We start from the raw sequence: 21,563 nt of genomic DNA, 5'->3' as shown, positions 1-21,563 counted from the left end.
CCTTGTCAGGCTGGCGTGGCGCCGAGGTGGCGCATCAGGCGCGTCTTCACGTCGACGGGCGTCACGGTCGGGCGGGGCAGGCCGTCGGGCACGCCCGTGCGGATCGACAGGCGCGCGAAGTGCGCGCCGCCTTGCTTCGCCGCCTGCGCGCCCGCGCGCGCCGCGTCGAGCGCCGCGTCGAGCGCCGCGTCGAGCACGCCGAGATCGTCGCCCTCGATCGCCGTCGCGTAGCCGCACGCGGCCGCCACGTTCGCGAACGACACGTATTGCGACACCGTCGCCTGGCCGCCAGTCGATTCGTGCGCGCCATTGTCGAGCAGCAGATGCACGAGGTTCGACGGCCCGTACGCGCCGAGCGTCGCGAATGCGCCCATGCGCATCAGCGCGGCGCCGTCGCCGTCGAGCGCGACGACGGTCAGGTCCGGCCGTGCGAGCGCGAGGCCGAGCGCGAGCGGCGTCACGCAGCCCATCGAGCCCACCATGTAGAGCTGGTTCGGGCGATCGTCGAGCGCGTACAGCTCGCGGCCGCAGAAGCCCGTCGATGCGAGCACGGCCGTCGAGTCGGCCGGCGTGCGCGCGACGATACGCGCGAGCGCGTCATGGCGCGTCGGCCATGCCGAGGGCGCGGCGGCGCGCGGCGTCGCGCGCGCGGCGACGTGCGCGCGACGCTCGGGCATCGCCGCGTGTTCGAGCGCGTAAGGCGCGACGCTGCCTTTCTGCATCACGAGCGCATACGGGCGGCCCGTCGCGTCCATGTGCGCGATCGCGCGGTCGAGCGCCGGACCGATCGCGTCGGCTTGCGTCGGAAACGTCTCCCACGGAATTTCCATCGTGTCGAGCATCGCGGGCGTGATCGGGCCCATCAGCGCGTGCTGCGGCTCGTCGGGCACGCCCGGCTGGCCGCGCCACGTGACGATCAGCAGTTGCGGCAGCCGGAACGTCCATGTGAGCGACGTGAGCGGACTCACCGCGTTGCCGAGCCCCGAGTTCTGCATCATCGCGATTCCGCGCCGGCCGCCGAGCGTCGCGCCCGCGACGAGCGCGACCGCATCGCCTTCGTTGGCCGCCGACACGTAATGCAGCGCCGGATCCTGCAGCACGTAATTGATGAACGGCGTCAGGTACGAGCAGGGGACGCCCGCGTACCAGTCGAAGCCGCGCTCGCGCGCCGCCTCGACGAACTGTGCGGCTTCGATCATCGCGCGTCCCCGTTGCCCGCGTTCTGCTCCGCATACGGCGTCTGGCCGTGCGCGAAATCGCCCGCGCGGCGGAAGTCGTCGAGATCGTTGACGCCGCGCCAATGGCCGTGCACGTACTGCACCTCGATCTGCTCGCCCGCGTCGATGAGCGCGTTCAGGAGCGCCGGCAGATCGAGCGCATCGAAATCGTCGCGCGCCTTCAGCGTGTCGAGCATCGCCTTCAGCCGCGCGACGCCCGCGCCGCGCACGTTCAGCAGGCCGATCCAGCGGCCGTGCGGCCCGGCTTCGCTCGCGTCGCTCGACACGCGGCGCAGAAGCGCCTTCTGGCCGAACAGCCCGCGGTCGTCGGCGGCCGAGCAGAACGCGAAGTCGCGCACGCTCTGGTTCGACGGCTGCGTCTGCGACGAGTCGACGACGACGCTGAACTCCGCCTCGCTCTCCGCGAGATCGCGCAGGATGTAGCTGCGGAACAGCAGATCGCCGTACGAGACGATGGTGTCGCCCGTCATGCGCTCGGCCGCGCACGCGAGCGACGCGAGCTCGCCCGTTTGCGCATGCCGCTCGTTGACGACGAGCTTCACGCCGGACGTGTCGATCGCATCGGCGCGATAGCCGCCGACGACCGTGATGTCGTTCACGCCCTGCTTCTTGAAGCCGTCGACGAGCCAGCGCAACAGAGGCTTGCCGGCGATCGGCAGCATCACCTTCGGCTTGTCCTCGGTGACGGCCTCGAGCCCCTTGCCGCGGCTCGCCGCGAGCACGAGCGCCGCACTCGACGCGCGCGCGCTCGACGACAGATAGATCCGCTCGGCGGCCGAGTATTCGTCGGCGTCCTGCAGCCGGAAGATCTCGTTGACGCTCGCGACGCGCTCCTCGACGTTGACGAGCGTTTCGCTGTCCTGGATTTCGCGCGCGACCGCCTGCATCGCGGACGCCGACGCGCGGATCAGATGGTTCGCCCAGATCACGGTGCTGATGCCCGCCTGGCGGAACACGTCGGTCGGCGTGCTGTAATACTTGGTCGGCACGATCACGAGCGGCGCGCGGCCGCTCCATTCGCGCGCGAACTGCAGGATCTCGTCGGGGCGCGACAGCTTGCTGTGGATCAGGATCGCATCGGCGCCGGCCTGCGCATACGCGTTCGCGCGGCGCAGCGCCTCGTCCATCCCCCAGCCGGCGATCAGCGCCTCGACGCGCGCGACGATCGAGAAATCCGGATCGCTCTGCGAATCCTTGCCGGCCTTGATCTTGCCGCAGAACTCGTCGATCTCGGCGAGCGGCTGGCGCTCGCCGTCGATGAAGCTGTTGGTCTTCGGGAACTGCTTGTCCTCGATGCACACGCCGGCGATGCCGCGCTGCTCGAGCTTCTTCACGAGCCGGCGCACGTTGTTGAAGTTGCCGTAGCCGGTATCGCCGTCGAGCAGGATCGGCAGGTCGCTCGCGTCGGCCATGAATTCGAGCACGTCGACGACCTGCGTCCAGCTCGCTTCGTTGTTGTCGCGCACGCCGAACTGCGCGGAGATCGCGAGCCCCGACGCCCAGATGCCCTTGAAGCCCGCCTCGCGAACGATCCGCGCGGACAGGCCGTTGTGCGCCTCCATCAGGAATTCGAGCGACGGGCTCGTCAGCATCCGCCGCAGCCGCGCGCTGCGCGATTCGGTGAAGTTCGGTTCGCGTGCATTCATCGGATGGCCCCTATCGTGCGTTGTTGGATGTGCGGCAGGACTTCGTCGCGCGCGCGCGCGACGTCGCCCGGAAAGTCGATTTCGATCCACGGCGAGCCCGTCACGTCCGCGATGTCGAACGTGCGGCCGCCTTCGAGCAGCAGGTCGCGCACCGCCTCTTCGTGCGGCATGTTCGCGCGGCCGCCGTCGACGTAGCCCGCGACGATCTCGGCGAGCCGCCGCGCGGCGCCTTCGCTGAAGCGGAAGAAGCCGACCGATTCGCCGATCGTGTCGTATTCGAGGCCCGCGGCGAGCTGCTTGCGCAGCTCGACCGGCACGCCGTCCTTCACGCACAGCTTGACGGGCTCGTCGCCCGTTTCGAAATCGCGGTCGATCAGCAGGCGATCGATCGCGCGCGACGGATCGGCGACGAGCGCGTGCAGGATGGCGTCGTCGTAGAGCACGTCGGCGTCCATCAGCAGCACGTCGCCGCCGCGCGTGAGCGCGCCGGCGGCCGTGTGGACGGTCAGCACGCTGCCGAGGTCGTAGCGCGGGTTGAGCACGATCTCGGCCCTGCGGTTCAGCCGCACGAGCTCGGCCTCGACCTTCTCGGACTGGAAGCCGAGCGCGAGCACGATCTCGTCGACGCCCGCCGCGTCGAGCACGCGCAGGTGCCGCTCGAGGAGCGACGTGTCGTCGAAGCGCAGCAGGCACTTCGGGAATTGAGCCTCGGGAGGCAGTTGCAGGCGCAGGCCTAGGCCCGCCGCAAGAATGATGGCTCGCATGAGTTCTCCACGCAAAGGACGCCGACCGTCTCGTCGTCGGATCAATCGGCGATCGGCTGCGGCGCGCGCCGCCGCTGCCAGTTTCTTTCACTGAAATGCAGGTACAGGAGGCCCGGCAGGCCGAGCGCGAGCTCGCGCGCGCGTTTCGCGAGCGACAGCGCGAGCGCTGCGTCGGGCGGCAGGCCGACGAGCGGCGCGAGCAGCAGATAGCCGCCTTCCTGCGCGCCGAGCGAGCCGGGGATCGCGAACGCCGCGCCGCGGATCGCCTGCCCGACGCTCTCGAGAAGCAGCGCGTCGAGCCAGCTCACCGGGTGGCCGAGGAAGCGCAGCGCGAGCCACACCTCCGCGGTGCCGACGACCCAGCCGATGAAGCTCAGCACGAACGTTGTGCGCACCTTCGCGCGTTCGCGGTACAGCCGGCCGAGCGCGTCGTCGATCGCGTCCGCGCGCGTCGCGAGCGACGACCAGTCGCGCGGGCCGAGCAGCTTCGACGCCGCGCGCAGCCCGCGCCCGAACAGGCCGCGGCGCTGCGCGAAATAGAAGAGCGCCGCGCAGCCGCCCAGCACCGCGGTCGCGACCAGCGCCGGCGTGCGCAGATGCGAGGCGGCATCGTGCGTCGCGTACGCGCTGAACGCCACGATGCCGACGAGCGCGAACACCATCTGCGCGAGCGCCTGCATCGTCGTGCTGACCGTTATCGCGGCCGCCGCGTCGGCCAGGCGCGCGCCGCGCTGCGCGAGATAGCGGACCATCAGCACCGGCCCGCCGATCTGCCCGGCGGGCAGCAGGCTGTTCACCGCCTCGCCCACCCAGCGCGCGCGCAGCGCGTCGCCGAGCCGGCTGCCGGGTTCGCCGGGCCGGAACATCACCGCGATCGCCGTCGCGTCGACGACGAGCGGCACCAGATGAAACGCCGCGACGAGCGCGAGCCCCCAGCCGGCCGACGCGAGCGTCGCCGCGACCGCGCCGAGGCCCTGCCACGCGAGGAGGGCGACGAACGCCGCCGTTCCGAGCGACAGCAGGATCATCCCGGTGCGCGTCATGAGCGCGACGGGCGGCGTGCTGCCGTTTGCCTGAATACCTGACGGAAGCCGAAGTACGCGATCGCGTCCTTCATGTTCGACACGAAGCGCTTCCACGGGCGCATGCCGGGGTCGGTCACGTACTCGAACGTGAGCGACACGCGAATCTCGTTTTCGCCGAGCGGCGTCACGCGATGGCGCAGCTTGTCGCCGTCGAAGAGCACGATGCCGCCGTGCGCGATCTGCACCGAGCCCGGCTCGTCGGGCGCGTCCGGATTGCGCGTGTGCAGCTCGTAGTCGAGCCGGCTCGTCGAATTGTCGATCACGCCGAAGAGCAGCGTGTAGCGGCGGCCGTCGTAGTACGACGTGTCGTAGTGCCAACCGATGTGATCGCCCGGCTTCGTGTAGTAGTACAGCGCGTACGCGTGCGGATCGTCGTCCGGCGACGGCAGCAGCTTGTCGCCCGTCAGCGTCTCGAGGAGGCCGACGAGCGCCTTCGACCGGTACAGCTCGGCGATGAGCGGCGCCTTTTCGTCGATCGTGTGGCGGCTCACGCTGCCGCCTTGCTTGTGGCCCGGCAGATAGTTGCGGTTAATGTCGGGCAGGAGCGCGCGGGCGCAGTCGGCGAGGCGGCCGGCGAGATCCTTCGGCAGGAATTCGTCCAGATAGAGGAACGCATCCTGGCGGGCGAAGTCGTCGCGCAGCCGTGCGCGGTCGAGCGCGGCCACGCGCGCGGCGACGGCGGCGTCAGCCGAACCGTGCGCCGCCGGTGCTTCGAGGTCCATCGTCATTTCGAGGGCTGGATTTCGGTTGAGTTGGGCGCGCCAGCGGCGGCGCTGCGGCGCACGATGCGCCAGTAGTCGATCACGACCCATGCGGCGAAGAGCGGCGCGCCGATCGCTGCCGCGAGCAGGAACGGCTCGACGCCGTCGAGCAGCGTGACGACGGGCAGCAGATACAGCACGTCCTCGGTCTCGAAGCCGCCGACGAACGCCTGCTTCGTGCCGGCCTTGCCGGCAAACGACTCGATGCGCATCCGCAGGAAGAAAATGAGCGCGACGGCCGCGCCCGCGACGGTGCCGAGCAGCACGGGCGACGCGGCCATCTGGCCGCCCGCCGCGACGACGCCGGCGCCCATGCTCACGAAGAGCGCGATCGTGACGAGCGCGTCGCTCGCGAGATCGTAGAAGTGACCGAGCCTGCTCGACTGGCCGCTGATCCGCGCGAGCTCGCCGTCGGTGTGATCGACGAAATTGGACAGCACGATCAGCAACGCGCCGGCGTTGATCCAGCCGAAGCCCGGCTGCGCGAGACACCAGGCGCCGGCGAGACCGATCGCGAGGCGCAGCGTGGTGAGGTGGTTCGGCGTGACCGGCGTGCCGACGAGCGGCGTGACGAGCCGACGCGCGAGCCGGGCGTCCCAGGTGCGGGGCGGCGGGCTCGAAATACGGTTGGCGGCGGTTTTTCTTGGGTCCATCGGCGAAATATATACGGAATTGTAATTTGTTGCTTTTTCATGACTGGAACGTGCTGATTGCGCGCAACAGAAAGAAAAGTGTAAGGTTTTGTACCGTCTCGCCGAGGCCGCCGCGACCCCCGAACGTCGAGCAGGCCACGCCGCAAGTCGCGCCCGGATTTGATTTCGGGCAAATAGCCAGCAAATCCGGCAAGTTACTTTTGCACGGGGCGGACACTATGCCGCGGTGCGGTCTGCGATACTCCGGCCGTGCTTCCGCCACCCGGCCACGACTGCCGCCGGCGCCGGGAGCGCGCGCCACTCCGGAGACACCCCTGCGGCGCTGCGTCGCCAGATCTAATACAACCGTTCGACATTCAGCCATGCCAACCTCTCGTATCCTCGCCCCCAGTCTGCGCTCCCTCGTCCGCACCGCCGACGAGGCCGCCGCGCTGATCGGCCCGAACATGACCGTCGCGATGAGCGGCTTCACCGGCTCCGGCTATCCGAAAGCGGTGCCGGCCGCGCTCGCCGCGCGGATCGCGGCTTCCCACGCGCGCGGCGAAGACTTCCGCATCAACGTGCTGACGGGCGCATCGACCGCGCCCGAGCTGGATGGCGCGCTCGCGAAGGCGGACGGCATCTCGATGCGGCTGCCGTACCAGTCCGATCCGACGCTGCGCGACAAGATCAACGCGGGCGAGCTCGACTACCAGGACATCCACCTGAGCCACGTCGCGCAGTACGCGTGGTTCGGTCTGTTCGGCGAGCTGGACGTCGCGATTGTCGAAGTCGCGGGCATTCGCGAGGACGGGCGCCTGATTCCGTCGGCGTCGGTCGGCAACAACAAGACGTGGCTCGACCAGGCGAAGCGCGTGATCCTCGAAGTGAACGCGCGGCAGCCGCTCGGCCTCGACGGGATGCACGACATCTATTACGGCACCGCGCTGCCGCCGAACCGCAAGCCGATTCCGCTCGTGAAGAGCGACGACCGGATCGGCGAGCCGTATCTGCGCTGCCCGGCCGAGAAGATCGTCGCGATCGTCGAGACCGACGCGCCTGATCGCAGCAACGCGTTCGCCGCGCCGGACGAGACGTCGAAGCAGATCGCCGGACTCCTGATCGATTTCCTGCGCCACGAGATCAAGCGCGGCCGCCTGCCCGAAAACCTGCTGCCGCTGCAGTCGGGCGTCGGCAACATCACGAACGCGGTGCTCGCCGGCCTCGGCGAGGGCGGCTTCTCGAACCTGACCGCGTATACGGAAGTGATCCAGGACGGCATGCTCGATCTGCTCGCGAACGGCACGCTGAGCTTCGCGTCGGCGACCGCGCTGTCGCTGAGCCCGGACGCGGTGAAGCGCTTCGCCGACGAGATCGACACGTTCCGCTCGAAGATCGTGCTGCGGCCGCAGGAGATCAGCAACCATCCGGAACTGGTGCGGCGTCTGGGCATCGTCGCGATGAACGGGATGATCGAGGCCGACATCTACGGCAACGTGAACTCGACGCACGTGATGGGCACGAAGATCCAGAACGGGATCGGCGGCTCCGGCGATTTCGCGCGCAACGGCTATCTGTCGTGCTTCATGTCGGCGAGCACCGCGAAGGGCGGCGCGATCTCGCGGATCGTGCCGATGGCGAGCCACGTCGATCATACCGAGCACGACGTCGCGGTCGTCGTGACCGAGCAGGGGCTCGCGGATCTGCGCGGGCTGTCGCCGAAGCAGCGCGCGCGCAAGATCATCGCGAACTGCGCGCACCCCGATTACCGGCCGATGCTCGAAGACTACTTCGAGCGTGCGAGCCGCGAGAGCTTCGGCAAGCAGACGCCGCACCTGCTCGGCGAAGCGCTGTCGTGGCACGAGCGCTACGTGCGGACCGGCTCGATGAAAGCCTGACTTCCGGTACGGCAAGGCGCCGGGCGGGCGGCATCTCCCGCCCGGACAGGCGAATGAAACGGCGCGGCACCGGAAGGTGGCCGCGCCGTTTCGTTGTGGCGCTGTTGTGGGACGTTGTGCGTAGAGGCTTGGCGCGGTATCGAGTTCGGGCGAGGGAGTCTCGAGGATGTACTCGGTTCCGGCGAGAAACTGCGGATGCACAGTCTTCTTAAAAACAGTTCGTGATACTACTGAATGCGGTGACGGCCGCTCTCGTCGAATGGATGGCGCTGCCGTTGCGCGGCGAGCGGGCATCGATTCGTCAGGCATCGACCGGGACGGCTCGTCTGTCTGGTCGATTCAATCGTTATTGCATCGATTTCGATTATTTAGCGGACATATGATGGGGTATGCAGAAAAGTTGTCTCTTGTGCGAGTTAAAATGAACCTGATGTAACAAAGATGTTTCGCCCGACGTTCCGGCATGCATTCGGACTGTCCGCTCGCCCGGCCGGCTTCTGCTCGCATGCGGCGGATATTTTCAACCGGGTTGCAATTACTTCGAGGTGGGATTACTGTGGGACAACAGGTCGCGCAAACGATTGCGAATACATATTAAGTAGTCTGAGAAATCAGGCCGGGCGCTATGAAGTAGTGATTGAGTAAATTGGCAGCCAGGCGAGGAAATGTCGCCCGGAAGGAGCGCCCAAGATAAAAATCTCCGCGTTGTTCGACACTCGCTCCGCTTCGGAGAGAATCCTCTTATTTCAAATTCATTGAATCAAACTTACAGTCCCGTTTGTAAGAAAAAATTATTTCCACTTGCCAAATTTACGAGCGTTCTATAAGTTTACAGCGTAGACTGTAACGATATGAACGATTGTCACGCCGGTGTCGCTGAGGGCCGCTAAGGTGTGACGCTTCAGATAAAACCCGATGCTTGGATGCTGTTTCCGCCGCAATCGCAACGGCGTATTGATTTATGTGTACGCTGTATTTGATTTAACGGAAGCGCATCTTACCGATTACCGATGCGGAAAGCCGGCGCATGCCGGTTCGCAGGGATTGGGCTGGGCGGAAGGGGGGGAATGCCGCTGAGAAAAAACAGCAGCGTAAACGGTTTCCGTGGAATATATTCCTGGAACCCATGGCCGTTTGTTTGCCTTTGTCGGCGATTGCCAATCTAATTCCCCAAGCCGCTTTGACTGATAGTCGGCATCGAGTTATGTGGTCGCTAATACATTCGAAGAAATAAATTTGGGTATTTTGACAAAGCGCAAGCTAATCTGGTTTTGCGCAGTCGGTACCCGACGCCTGTGATTTGTGGACAGACCATGAACGACGATGCACTGCCGGGTCATTCGCCGGATTTGCTGGATTTCGACGAGGATTTTATCAAAATCGACGCAGCCATCTGCGAATACGATTCCGTCGGTTATGCGCCGCAACGCAAGGGCGAGAGTGCGTTCCAGTGGGCGTCCGTCGAAACGGCTTGTCTCGCGCTATTGAAAAAGGCGAAGGACGTTCGGGTCGCCATCTGGCATCTGCGCGCATGTATCGCGCGGCGCGGATTGAGCGGGTTGGCCGACGGCGTTCGATTGCTGGCCGATCTGATGAGCGCGCCCGTCGAGGCATTGCATCCTCGCGCGCTGCCTGACGAATCGCCGGGCGAGACGCTCCTGATTCATCTCGGCTGGCTTGCGGGGCCGCAGTTTCTGCATCAGCTCGGCGGTTCCCGGTTCGAAGACCGCGATGCGACGCTCAACGACCTGATCGGCGGGCGGGCCGCCGCGATCGTGGAGGATCGCGGCTATCGCGATAGAGCGAATACTCTTGTACATGACATTCAGGATTCCTTATCGCGAATCAGGAAATCGATTGCAGTGGTGGAGCAGGAGCTCAACCTCTCTCGCGCGCTCGACCTGTTGAGCGTCGCGGCGTCGCGGCTTGCGCAAACGGGATCGGGGAGCGAGGCAAACGCAAGCGTCGCCGATGAGAAACTGGCCGATGCAGCGCCCGGCTCGCCGGCGCCCGGCGCGCAGCAGCCCGCCGCGGGGCCGGGCGGCGGGCTGAGGTCGAGGCAGGAAGTCGGCGCGGCGCTCGAGCGGATCGTCGAGTACTTCCGCTTGCACGAGCCGAGCCATCCGGCGCCGATCTTCCTGTCGCGAATTCAACGAATGCTGGGGGCGGGTTTCGAGGAAGTGATGGCGGAGCTCTATCCCGAGGCGGCATCTCTCGTGGCCCAACTGAACCGGCCGCAGAGCTCCATCAAGTAACGTGAACAACTTCGTGTAGAGGGTTTGCTCATCATGGTTCGACAAAAGGATGGACAGAAATTCATCGGGGAGAGTCGTGCGCCCCGCGTGCAGATTGAATACGACGTCGAGGTGTACGGATCGCAGAAGAAGGTCGAGCTGCCGTTCGTCGCGGGCGTGATGGCGGACCTGTCGGGCGACAACGTCGAGCCGCTCGGTCCCGTCGAGGATCGGCGCTTTCAGGAGATCGACGTCGAGAACTTCGACGAGCGGATGGCGCAGATCGCACCGTCGCTCAGCTATCACGTGAAGAACGTGCTCACCAACGACGGCACGCTGATTCCGATCGATCTCACGTTCTCGTCGATGGAGTCGTTCGAGCCCGCGGCGGTCGTCAAGCGCATTCCCGAGCTGTCGACGCTGCTCGAGGCCCGCAACCGCCTGAAGGAGTTGCTGACCTACATGGACGGCAAGGCGGCGGCCGAAGACGTGATCCAGGAATTGCTGAAGAGCCCGCAGTGGGCGAACGAGGCCGACGCGGCGCCGGGGCAATCCGGCAGCGCCGGTGAGGGTGGAGACCATCAACCGGAAGAGGGTGCGAAATGAGTATGCAGCAGCTTGAATCGTCTGCCGAGAAGGTGGTCGTCGATCAGAACAACGTCAACGAGGATCTGAAGGACATCCTGCGCCGCTCGTTCCGGCCGCGCACCAACGAAGCCGCCGAGGCGGTGCAGAACGCCGTCGAAACGCTGCTCACGTATGCGCGGCGCAGCCGGGTCGTGGTTCGCGAGGATGTCGCGCAGACGATCGAGCAACTGGTTGCCGAGCTCGACAAGAAGATCTCCGAGCAACTGACTCTCGTGCTGCACAACAAGCGCTTTCAGAGTCTCGAAGGCGCGTGGCGCGGATTGCACTACCTCGTGTCGAACACCGACACGAGCGAGAACCTGAAGATCCGCTACCTGAACATCTCGAAAGCGGATCTCGGCAAGACGCTGCGGCGCTTCAAAGGCGTCGTGTGGGACCAGAGTCCGATTTTCAAGATGATCTACGAGCAGGAGTACGGCCAGTTCGGCGGCGAGCCGTTCGGCTGCCTGATCGGCGATTTCTATTTCGACCACAGCATGCAGGACGTGTCGATCCTCACCGAGATGTCGAAGATCTCGGCGGCCGCGCACGCGCCGTTCATCGCGGCCGCCGCGCCCGGCCTCCTGCAGATGGACGACTGGAGCGAGCTGTCGAATCCGCGCGACGTGTCGAAGATCTTCACCGCGACCGAATACGCATTCTGGCGGCGCCTGCGCGAGAGCAACGACTCGCGCTATCTCGCGCTCACGCTGCCGCGCTTTCTCGCGCGCGTGCCGTATGGCCCGAAGACGCAGCCCGTCGAAGAGTTCGGTTTCGAGGAGAAGGTCGATCCGAACCGCGCCGAGGACTTTTGCTGGGCGAACTCCGCTTATGCGATGGGCGCGAACATCACGCGCGCATTCAAGACCTACGGCTGGTGCACGAAGATTCGCGGCGTCGAGTCGGGCGGCGCGGTGGAGGTGCTGCCGAAGTTCGTGCTGCCGTCGCAGGATCGCGAAGTCGATCTGCACTGCCCGACGGAAATCGCGATCTCGGACCGCCGCGAGCACGAGCTGTCGGAGTCCGGCCTGATGCCGCTCGTGTACCGGAAGAATTCGGACACCGCCGCGTTCATCGGCGCGAAGACCGTGCACCGTCCGGCGATCTACGAGGACGACGATGCGACCGCGAACTCGAATCTGTCGTCGCGGCTGCCGTACATCTTCGCGACGTGCCGCTTCGCGCACTACCTGAAGTGCATCGTGCGCGACAAGATCGGCTCGTTCAAGTCGGCCGAGGACACGCAGCGCTGGCTCAACGACTGGCTGATGAACTACGTGGACGGCGACCCGAGCATCTCGAGCGAGGTGACGAAATCGCAGCGTCCGCTGTCGGCGGCGGAGGTGGTCGTCGATGAGATTCCGGAGAACCCCGGCTACTATCGCGCGCAGTTTTTCCTGCGCCCCCATTTCCAACTGGAGGGTTTGACCGTTTCTCTCCGGCTGGTTTCGAAGCTTCCGTCGACCAAGCAAGAGGTGACGACCTGAGCCGCGACTCCCGGGCCGGTTGCGGTTTCGCTTAAAGAAGGAGGTGTTCGAGGCGCTGCGGGACGGAGTCGAACCGTTTCGCAGCAGATTCAACAGCGGTCTTTTCGATATGGTCTTGTTATAACTAATTAGGAGTTCATAGCATGGCAAATGCGTTGGTTGATTACTTCTTGCAGATCGATGGCGTCGAGGGCGAGTCGACCGATCAGCAATACCCCGGCCTGATCCAGATTCAGAGCTGGCAGTGGGCGGAAGAGAACTCCGGCCGTTGGGGCTTCGGCAGCGGCGGCGGCGCAGGCAAGGTCGAGATGAAGGACTTCGAGTTCCGCATGGTGTCGAACAAGGCTTCGCCGAAGCTGTTCCTGATGTGTGCGACGGGCGAGCACATTCAGAACGCGAAGCTGATCTGCCGCAAGTCGGGCAAGGGCCAGCAGGAATTCCTGACGATCTCGTTCGCGAGCGGCCTCGTGTCGTCGTTCCGCACGCTCGGCAACATGCCGATTTCGCAGCTCGGCCACGCCAGCGGCGAAGTCGACGGCGTGCTGCCGACCGACCAGATCCGGATCAACTTCGCCCAGATCGAGTTCGAGTACCGCGAGCAGCGCAACGACGGCACGATGGGCGCGGTGATCAAGGCCGGATACGACCTCAAGCAGAACGCCCCGATCTAACCCGTCGGAAGGTTCTGGTTTCCAGGCTAACCTTGGGCAGTGTTGTGGCCTCGCGCCACAACACTCGGGAACACGCACATGAGCGATCTTCAACTCTACAACAAGCTGTCGAGACGGATTCGTCGCCATTCGCTTCAAGAGGTCGTCACCGATCACCTGGTCGACCTGATGAATCACGCGATCCGCGGCGCGCGCATGCGTATCGCGAACGACAGCCCGGCGGCGCATTCGGTGTTGAACTTCGGCTGTCCGCCGATGCAGACGGCCGGCGCGACGAAGATCAATCCGGCTCATGCGGCCGCGCACATCTGCGAGGTGATTCGTCGCTTCGAGCCGCGCGTGGATCCCGTCGCCACGACGGTCAAGCCTCGGACCGAGAGCCGCAAGCGTCTCGCGCAGACGATCTATTTCGATGTGTCGATGAAGGCGCGCGAAGACGGAGCCGAGCTCAGGGCGAGCCTCGCGCTCGATTACCTGAGCGGCTATTTCAGCCTGGCGGACGACCGATGAGCGGCGAACGGCGATGAATTTCCTCGATCACTACAACGACGAATTGCGCCAACTGCGCGATGCGGGCGCGCGCTTCTCCAAGGAGCACCCGCAGGTTGCGTCGGCGCTCGGGCTGCATCCCGATGCGGTCACTGATCCGTTCGTCGAGCGGCTGCTCGAGGGCGTCGCGTATCTGTCGGCGCGCGTGCAGAAGCGGCTCGATCGCGAGTGCGCGGAGTTCGCGCAGCAGGCGCTCGGGCGCATCTGTCCGCTCTATATGGCGTCGACGCCCGCGATCTCGACGTTCGCGTTCCATCCGGATCTCGGCTCGCCTGACGCGTTTCGCGGCAACACGCTGCCGCGCGGCTCGCTCGTTGCCGCGCACCTGCCGGGCCGCAAGCTGCCGGTGATGTTCTCGACCGCGCGCGACGTCACGCTGCTGCCGCTGCGCATCGCGTCGGTCGAGTGCAGACGCAGCATCACCGGGCTGCCGGCGCTGCTCGCGCAGCGGCTTGCGTCGTCGCACGCGGTGCTGCGCTTCAGGTTCGAGGTCGAGGGCGGCGCGTCGATCGCGGAGCTCTCACGCGAGGATGACGGATTCAAGCCGCTGCACCTGAGCCTCGCGGGCGATCTGCCGCGCGCGTATGCGCTGCATCGCGCGATGCTCGCCGACACGACCGCGTGGTACGCGCTCGTGTCGACGAACCGCGGCGACGAGGTGTTGACGCTGCCGATGTCGGGCATCCGGCTGTCCGGCGTCGACGACGCGGAGGCGCTGCTGCCGGAGGAGCTCGGCGGGTTGCCCGGCCTGCGGCTGTTGCGCGAGTACTTCGCGCAGCCGACGCGTCTGCTCGGCGTCTACGTCGACGCACTGGCGGAGATCGCCGCGAAGGCGCCGTCCGCGCGCGCGTTCGAGCTGTTCTTCGCGTTGCGCGACGCGCCGGGCGATCTGGTCGGCGACGTCGACGCGAGCCAGTTTCGCCTGTTCGCGACGCCGGCGATCAATCTGTATTCCAAACGTTTCGATCCGGTGCCTTACGACGCGAATCAGCCCGAGCAGTGGATTCCCGTCGACCGGATGCGGCCCGCCGCGCATCACCTGTGGGCGCTGACCGAGGTGTTCGTGTGCGAGACCAACGGCCGCGCGCATCGCGCGCGCTCAGTGCTCGAGACGGCGGGCTACGAAGGGCATGAAGGCTCGATCCGCTACGGCATGCGGCGCGAGGACGCGCTGCTTGTCGACGGCGTGCGGCGTGATCGGTTCGATCCGCTCGCAAGCCACGACCTGATCGCCGTCTCGATGGTCGACGACACGCTCGCCCCGGACGACGTCGCGACGATCACGGGCCGCGCGCTCGTGGCCGATCGCGACTGGCGTCCGAGCGGGCTGCTCGACGCCGAGCTGCAACTGCTCGATCCGACGGCGGTGAAGCGCATCGAGTGCCTGTGGCCGGCGAGCGCGCCGCGCGGCAGGCCGAGCATCGACGCGTGCTGGGAGGCCGTGTCGCACGTCGGCCGCAATCCGCTCGCGCTGCGCGCACCGCAGCAGGACGTGACGGCGCGCATCGTCGAGCAGTTGCTGCTCGCGATCGACAAGGACGACGCGCTCGACCGTCAGCGGCTCGAGAGCCTGCGCTCGGTCCTGCTGCGCTCGCGCTTCGTCGCGGCGGGCCGCGCGACGCCGACGGCGCTCGTGCGCGCGACGCAGGTCGAGATCGACATCGCCGAATCGCTGCACGCGGATCGCGGCGGCTGGCTGTTCGGGCGGCTGCTCGCGCACGCGCTCGCCGAGGCCGCGACGCTCAACGACGGCATCGAGATCGTCGTGCGGCTCGACGGCGAAGCGGCGAGCACGCACACGAACGTCGCGTCGCGCGACGGGAGGCTCGCATGACGACGCTCGAGCGCGTGACCCAGGCGCTGACGCCGCGCCGCACGTTCTTCGAGCTGATGCGGCGGGTCGAAGCGCTGCAGCGCAGGCACGACAAGCGCTCGGCGCGCAGGCGCCGGATGCCGAAGTGGCTGCGCATCGAGCAGCCGGCGGAGATGCATTTCGCGAGCACGGAAGTCGAGCGCGTGCACGTGGCGCTCGCGCGCTTCATCGAGGACGACGACCACCCGCAGGTCACGGTGGCGCAGCGTCACTTCGGGCTGTTCGCGCCGTACGGGCCGCTGCCGTTGCACGTGACCGAGCACGCGATGCAGGAGAAGCGCTTCGAGCGCAACGCGGCGTTCGAGCGCTTCGTCAACGTCGCGTGCGGCGATCTCGCATGGCTGCATTACTCGGCGTGGTCGTCGATGCATCCGGTGCTCGGCTACGAGCGCGCGCGCAATCCGTTCGTCGAGCGCGTGACGGCGCTCGCCGATGCGCGTCGCGCGCAGCAGGGCGACGGCGAGCCGTTCGAGCAGCACGCGCTCGCATGCCGGCGCGCGTTTCCGGGCATCTACTGCGCGCCGCGCCGCTCGCTCGCCGATCTGCAGCGGCTGCTGTGCGCGTACTTCGGCGTCGCGCTGCGGGTCGTGCCGCGCCACGGCCGCTGGGTGCCGGTGCCGGCCGCGCCGAGCCGCGCGCGGCGGCTCGGCGGATGGCGGCTCGGCGCGCGGATCTGGGATGTGCAGCACTCGGTCGAGATCGTCGTCGGTCCGATCGAGGCCGACGAGTTCTACCGGTGGCAACGCCGCGCGGCCGCCGTGATGGCGCTGTCCGCGGTCGTGACGGATTTCGTCGACGGACGAATTTACCCCGTCATCAAGGTTCAGGTGTGGACGCGCCCTGAGCTTGCAGGAAGGGTTGGGTGCATGCGCGTCGGCGTCGACGCGTGGTCACGGCCGAATCGGGCGCTGCGCACCTTGACTGTCTTTGAATCTTTTCGGGACTAGACGTGAATCGCGAACGCATATTCAACTGTCTCGGCCGCACGACCTATGCGGCCCTCGTCGATGCGACGGCGCTAGGCCGATCCCGTCGGCACGCCTTCATCGATCTCGATCACTGGGCGCTGTGCCTGCTGCAGCGCGAGCAGAGCGATCTCGCCCGGCTGTTCGAGCAGTTCGGCAGCGATGTCGGCGAAGCGAAGCGCCGGATGGAGAAGGCACTCGACGGCTTCGACGTCAGCGGCGACTCGCTGCGCGACATCTCCAGCTCGCTCGAGCGCAGCGTCGGGCCGGCCGTCATCTGGAGCCAGATCGCGGCGCGCGCGGCCAAGGTGCGCTCCGGCCACCTGCTGCTCGCGTGGCTCGACGAGGATCTGACGCGCCGCTGGCTGCAGCAGCGCGTGCCGAGCGGCATCACGTCGGTCGCGCTCGACGAAGTGGTGAAGCGCTACGAGGCGCTCGCGGCCGGCTGGCCGGAGACCGACGAAGCGCCCGCCGCGGCCGGCGGCGGCGCGCTCGGCGAGCATGCGGGCGAAGCCGGCGCCGAAGGCGCGAGCGACGCGCTCGTGAAATGGGCGACGTGCGTGACCGAGCAGGCCGCGCGCGGCGAGCTCGATCCCGTCGTCGGCCGCGACGACGAATTGCGCACGGTGATCGACATCCTGTCGCGCCGCCGGCAGAACAACCCGATCCTCGTCGGTGAGGCGGGCGTCGGCAAGACGGCCGTCGTCGAGGCGCTCGCGCAGAAGATCCATGCGGGCGCAGTGCCGCCGGGCCTGATCGGCGCGCAGGTGTGGGCGCTCGATCTCGCGCGGATGCAGGCGGGCGCGGGCGTGCGCGGCGAGTTCGAGCAGCGGCTGAAATCGCTGATCGACGCGGTGATCGCGTCGCCCGCTCCGATCATCCTGTTCTGCGACGAGACGCACACGCTGATCGGCGCGGGCGGCGCGGCCGGCACGGGCGACGCGGCGAACCTGATCAAGCCGATGCTCGCGCGCGGCCAACTGCGGATGGTCGCCGCGACGACGTGGTCCGAATACAAGCAGTACATCGAGCCGGACGCCGCGCTCGTGCGGCGCTTCCAGGCGGTTCCCGTCGATGAGCCGGGCGACGACGCGGCGGTCGACATGCTGCGCACGATCGCGCCGCGCTTCGCCGCGCATCACGGCGTGCGCATCGTCGATTCGGCGCTGCGCGGTGCGGTCGAGCTGTCGCGCCGCTATCTGCCCGCGCGGCAACTGCCGGACAAGGCGATCAGTCTGCTCGACACCGCGTGCGCGCGCGTTGCGATGAGCCAGAACTGCGCGCCCGCCGAGCTCGAGCGTTTGCGGCATCAGGCGTTCGCGATCGGCCAGACGCTCGATTGGCGCGCGAGCGACCGCCGGATGGGCGTGCGCACGCCGGGCGACGAAGCCGGGCTCGAAGGCCGCCGCGCGAGCCTCGTGCAGCAGGCGTCGACGCTCGAGACGGTGGTCGGCGCGCAGCGCGACGAAGTGCGTTCGTGGCTCGCGCGCCTGAACGACGAAACGCATGTGTCGGCTGATAGCGACGGCGACGGCGATTCGTTCGCCGCGCGCATCGGCGCGAATCGCTGGGTGCGTCCGTGGGTCGACGAGCACGTCGTGTCGGAGGTGCTCGCCGAATGGACGGGCGTGCCCGTCGCGCAGCTCGCGCAGGACGACGCGCAGCGCGTCGTCGAGCTCGAGGGCGCGCTGAACGCGGGCATCCACGGGCAGACGGGCGCGATGCGCTCGATCGCGCAGGCGCTGCAGGTGTCGCACTCGGGGCTCAACGATCCGCGCCGGCCGCTCGGCGTGATGCTGCTCGCCGGCCCGACCGGCACCGGCAAGAGCCAGGCGGCCGCGAAGCTCGCCGAGCTGTTGTTCGGCGGCGAGCGCAACCTGTTGCAGTTCAACATGAACGAATTCCAGGAAGCGCACACGGTGTCCACGCTCAAGGGCGCGCCGCCCGGATACGTCGGCTACGGCAAGGGCGGGCGCCTGACCGAGGCGGTGCGCAAGAAGCCGTATAGCGTGCTGCTGCTCGACGAATTCGATCGCGCGCATCCGGACATTCATGAGGTGTTCTATCAAGTCTTCGATCAGGGCTGGATGGAGGACGGCGAAGGCCGCCGGATCAGCTTCCGCAACTGCCTGATCCTGCTGACGAGCAATCTCGGCGACGTCGAGATCGAAGCGGCGTGCAAAGCCGATCCGCGGATTTCGCAGGCGAAGCTCGACAAGCTCGTCGGCGAGCGGCTGCAAGGGCGCTTCTCGCCCGCGCTGCTCGCGCGGATCCAGCTCGTCGCGTTCCGCCCGCTCGACATCGACGCGCTGACCGGCGTCGCGACGCAGGCGCTCGACGAGCTCGGCGAGCGCCTGGCCGAGAACGATCTGCAATGGCGCGCGGACGAAGGCGTCGCGTCGTGGGTCGCGCACGCGGTGTCGCAGCATCCGGCGAACGGCCGCGCGGTGCGCGACCTGCTGCGCCAGCACGTGATGCCGGCCGTCGCGCGCGGCGTGCTCGCCGCGCGGGCGGAAGGGCGCGCGCTGAAGACGGTACGGCTCGCCGCGCACGAGAAGCTGTCGCTCGTGTTCGACGAGGACGCATGGGAGCTGAGCGGCACGGATGCCGCGGCGCTCGGCGAGCAGGCCGCTGCAGCGCAAGCGTGCGACGCGCACGAAGATGCTCATGGTGCCCCCGAGTCGCATGACGCGCATGAAGCGATCGGCGGCGCGCGTGCCGATGCGGGCGACGAACCTCAGGCCGACGCGCATCGGTCCGACGAAACGACCTCGGCGAACGCCGGCACGACGGGAGAACCGTCATGCGTCTGATCGAATTGCGTAGTTCCCTGCTGGACCCGGACGCGGTGGCGCTGAGCTTCGTGGTGCACGAGAACCTGTCGCAGGAGCCGTCGTATCAGCTCGACCTGCTGAGCCACGACCCGGATCTGGATTTCGACGCGCTGCTCGGCTCGACGCTGTCGGCGGACATCGATCTGGGCGGAGGCGATGTGCGCACGTTCAACACGCACGTGTTCGGCGGTTACGACACGGGGCAGATGAGCGGGCAGTACACGTACACGCTGGAACTGAGGAGCTGGCTGTCGTTTCTCGCGGAGAACCGCAACAGCCGGATCTTCCAGAACGTGAGCGTGCCGCAGATCGTCGAGCAGGTGTTTCAGGGGCACCAGCGCAACGGTTATCGGTTCGAGCTGGAAGGCGCGTACGAGCCGCGCGAGTACTGCGTGCAGTTCCAGGAAACGGATCTGAACTTCGTGAAGCGGTTGCTGGAGGACGAAGGGATCTATTTCCGGGTCGAGCACGAGCAGGACCGTCACGTCGTCGTGATCTCGGATACGCAGCGGTTCGAGGATTTGCCGCTGCCGAACGATGAGCTCGAATACTTGCCGGACGGCGAGGAATCGCGAGCGATCCAGGGGCGCGAAGGCGTGCAGCGGTTGCAGCGCACGCGGCGGATCAAGTCGAACAACGTTGCGCTGCGCGACTTCGACTATCACGCGCCGTCGAACAAGCTCGATAGCGATGCGCGGCAGGAGTCGCCGCCGAATCTCGAGGGGATTCCGCTCGAATACTACGACTACGCCACGGGCTATCGGGACCCGGAGCAGGGCGAGCGTCTCGCGCGCCTGCGGCTCGAAGCGCTTCAGGCGGAATCGCACACGCTGGTGGGCGAGGCGAATGCGCGCGCGCTGGCGACGGGCCGGGCGTTCACGCTGATCGGGCATCCGGCGCTGGGCCGCAATCGGCGGTACTACGTGACGAACAGCGAGCTGACGTTCATTCAGGACGGACCGGATAGTACGTCGCAGGGGCGCAACGTCGCGGTCAAGTTCCGCGCGCTCGCCGACGATCAGCCGTATCGGCCGCTGTTGACGACGCCGCGCCCCGAAGTGCCGGGCATCCAGAGCGCGACGGTGGTGGGGCCGGAGATGTCGGAGGTGCATACCGACAAGCTCGGGCGCATCCGCGTGCATTTTCATTGGGACCGCTACAAGACGACCGAGGCCGATGCGTCGTGCTGGATTCGCGTGTCGCAGGCATGGGCGGGCAAGGGCTGGGGCGTGATCGCGATGCCGCGGGTCGGGCAGGAAGTGCTCGTCACGTATGTCGACGGCGATCTCGACCGGCCGCTCGTGACGGGCATCGTCTACAACGGCGAAAACCCGACGCCATACGACTTGCCGAAAGACATCCGCTACACGGGCCTCGTGTCGCGCTCGATCAAGCGCGCGGGCGGCTTCCAGAACGCAAGCCAGATCACGTTCGACGACCAGCGCGGCGCGGAGCGCGTGATGATCCATGCGGAGCGCGACATGCAGCAGACGGTCGAGCGCAACAGCTCGACGTCGATCGCGCAGGACCTGAACCTGTCGGTGAAGGGGACGTCGACGTCGGTCGTCGGAATCTCGGTCAGCTTCACCGGAATCTCGGTGTCGTACACGGGGCTGTCGGTGAGCTTCACCGGCGTATCGGCGAGCTTCACCGGCCTGAGCACGTCGTTTACCGGCGTGAGCGCGAGCTTCACCGGCGTGTCGACTTCGTTCACTGGCGTCGATACGAGCTTCAAGGGCGTCTCGACCTCGTTCACCGGCGTCGACACGAGCTTCAAGGGCGTATCGACTTCGCTTACCGGCGTGAGCACGAGCATCACCGGTTCCAGCAATTCGGTGACGGGCGTGTCGAACAGCATGACGGGCATCTCGTCGTCGTGGACCGACGTCAGCATGTCGACGACCGGCCAGTCGCAGAGCATCACCGGCGTGTCGCTGTCGTACACGGGCACGTCGAACAGCATGACGGGCACGAGCACGTCGGTGACGGGCACCTCGACGAGCATCACCGGCACGTCGATGTCGAACACCGGCAGCTCGACGAGCATCACGGGCACGTCGATGTCGACGACGGGCAGCTCGACGAGCGTCACCGGGTCGAGCGTGTCGACGACGGGCAGCTCGGTCAGCACGACAGGATCGAGCGTATCGACGACGGGCAGCAGCGTGTCGACGACAGGCTTCAGCTTCTCGTACACCGGCGTCAGCTATTCGGATACCGGCATCGACCTGAAGAAGGTCGGCATGCAAGTGAAGAGTTGATCCTATGAGCGATATTCATTCACAAGCGGTTGCTTCGG

The 21,563-nt window shown here is 66.8% G+C and carries 16 protein-coding genes; 10 read left to right on the top strand and 6 right to left on the bottom strand.

All coding sequences use genetic code 11. The annotated features are described in order from the left end of the window. Positions 1-5 precede the first annotated feature (5 nt). Genes aepY through WT16_RS20740 form a run of 6 tightly spaced genes read right to left on the bottom strand, consistent with a single transcriptional unit; the run spans position 6 to position 6,147 of the window. Positions 6-1,199, bottom strand: a complete 1,194-nt coding sequence (gene aepY, locus WT16_RS20765) for a phosphonopyruvate decarboxylase (protein ID WP_063534099.1) — start codon at positions 1,197-1,199, stop codon at positions 6-8. After that, positions 1,196-2,884, bottom strand: coding sequence for a phosphoenolpyruvate mutase (gene aepX / locus WT16_RS20760; protein WP_006029772.1), 1,689 nt, complete (start codon positions 2,882-2,884; stop codon positions 1,196-1,198). The genes aepY and aepX overlap by 4 nt, the downstream gene beginning before the upstream one ends. Further along, positions 2,881-3,648, bottom strand: coding sequence for a phosphocholine cytidylyltransferase family protein (locus tag WT16_RS20755; RefSeq protein ID WP_059931543.1), 768 nt, complete (start codon positions 3,646-3,648; stop codon positions 2,881-2,883). Before WT16_RS20755 ends, aepX begins: the two co-directional genes overlap by 4 nt. 41 nt (positions 3,649-3,689) lie before the next feature. Then, a complete protein-coding gene (locus WT16_RS20750) occupies positions 3,690-4,691 on the bottom strand; it encodes an HpnL family protein (RefSeq protein ID WP_006029770.1) in 1,002 nt (333 codons plus the stop codon). Then, positions 4,688-5,461 carry a 2OG-Fe(II) oxygenase superfamily protein gene (locus WT16_RS20745; protein WP_015604018.1) on the bottom strand — a complete coding sequence of 258 codons (774 nt, stop codon included), beginning with the start codon at positions 5,459-5,461 and terminating at the stop codon, positions 4,688-4,690. The genes WT16_RS20750 and WT16_RS20745 overlap by 4 nt, the downstream gene beginning before the upstream one ends. Then, on the bottom strand, positions 5,458-6,147 hold the full coding sequence (locus tag WT16_RS20740; protein ID WP_015603979.1) for a CDP-alcohol phosphatidyltransferase family protein: 690 nt from the start codon (positions 6,145-6,147) through the stop codon (positions 5,458-5,460). The genes WT16_RS20745 and WT16_RS20740 overlap by 4 nt, the downstream gene beginning before the upstream one ends. Positions 6,148-6,509: 362 nt before the next feature. On the opposite strand from WT16_RS20740, the gene WT16_RS20735 reads away from it, so the two are divergent. The 10 genes from WT16_RS20735 (at position 6,510) to vgrG (ending at position 21,525) form a co-directional block, all read left to right on the top strand. Next, positions 6,510-8,024 carry an acetyl-CoA hydrolase/transferase family protein gene (locus WT16_RS20735; RefSeq protein ID WP_063534098.1) on the top strand — a complete coding sequence of 505 codons (1,515 nt, stop codon included), beginning with the start codon at positions 6,510-6,512 and terminating at the stop codon, positions 8,022-8,024. Between the two features lie 1,313 nt (positions 8,025-9,337). Beyond that, complete coding sequence (locus WT16_RS20730) at positions 9,338-10,279, top strand: type VI secretion system ImpA family N-terminal domain-containing protein (protein ID WP_063534097.1); 942 nt, start codon at positions 9,338-9,340, stop codon at positions 10,277-10,279. Between the two features lie 33 nt (positions 10,280-10,312). Beyond that, on the top strand, positions 10,313-10,864 hold the full coding sequence (gene tssB / locus WT16_RS20725; RefSeq protein WP_009914448.1) for a type VI secretion system contractile sheath small subunit: 552 nt from the start codon (positions 10,313-10,315) through the stop codon (positions 10,862-10,864). A gap of 2 nt (positions 10,865-10,866) precedes the next feature. Then, positions 10,867-12,372 (top strand): type VI secretion system contractile sheath large subunit, encoded by a 1,506-nt coding sequence (gene tssC, locus WT16_RS20720; protein WP_009901014.1) that lies wholly within the window; start codon positions 10,867-10,869, stop codon positions 12,370-12,372. Between the two features lie 143 nt (positions 12,373-12,515). Then, positions 12,516-13,043: a type VI secretion system tube protein Hcp gene (locus WT16_RS20715; RefSeq protein ID WP_004530039.1), complete on the top strand. Its 528-nt coding sequence runs from the start codon at positions 12,516-12,518 to the stop codon at positions 13,041-13,043. 78 nt (positions 13,044-13,121) lie between these two features. Then, positions 13,122-13,553 carry a GPW/gp25 family protein gene (locus WT16_RS20710; protein WP_063534096.1) on the top strand — a complete coding sequence of 144 codons (432 nt, stop codon included), beginning with the start codon at positions 13,122-13,124 and terminating at the stop codon, positions 13,551-13,553. A 13-nt stretch (positions 13,554-13,566) separates the two neighbouring features. Then, entirely contained in the window at positions 13,567-15,426 is a 1,860-nt protein-coding gene (gene tssF / locus WT16_RS20705) for a type VI secretion system baseplate subunit TssF (RefSeq protein ID WP_063534095.1), read from the top strand. Further along, on the top strand, positions 15,423-16,412 hold the full coding sequence (tssG, locus tag WT16_RS20700; protein ID WP_015603404.1) for a type VI secretion system baseplate subunit TssG: 990 nt from the start codon (positions 15,423-15,425) through the stop codon (positions 16,410-16,412). The genes tssF and tssG overlap by 4 nt, the downstream gene beginning before the upstream one ends. 2 nt (positions 16,413-16,414) lie before the next feature. Next, entirely contained in the window at positions 16,415-19,243 is a 2,829-nt protein-coding gene (gene tssH / locus WT16_RS20695; protein ID WP_063534094.1) for a type VI secretion system ATPase TssH, read from the top strand. After that, positions 19,234-21,525, top strand: a complete 2,292-nt coding sequence (gene vgrG / locus WT16_RS20690; protein ID WP_063534093.1) for a type VI secretion system tip protein VgrG — start codon at positions 19,234-19,236, stop codon at positions 21,523-21,525. Before tssH ends, vgrG begins: the two co-directional genes overlap by 10 nt. Positions 21,526-21,563: the final 38 nt, after the last annotated feature.

It is taken from the genome of Burkholderia sp. MSMB1589WGS (genome assembly GCF_001636105.1).
Lineage (GTDB): Bacteria > Pseudomonadota > Gammaproteobacteria > Burkholderiales > Burkholderiaceae > Burkholderia > Burkholderia humptydooensis.
This window is presented reverse-complemented; position numbering and strand designations above follow the sequence as displayed.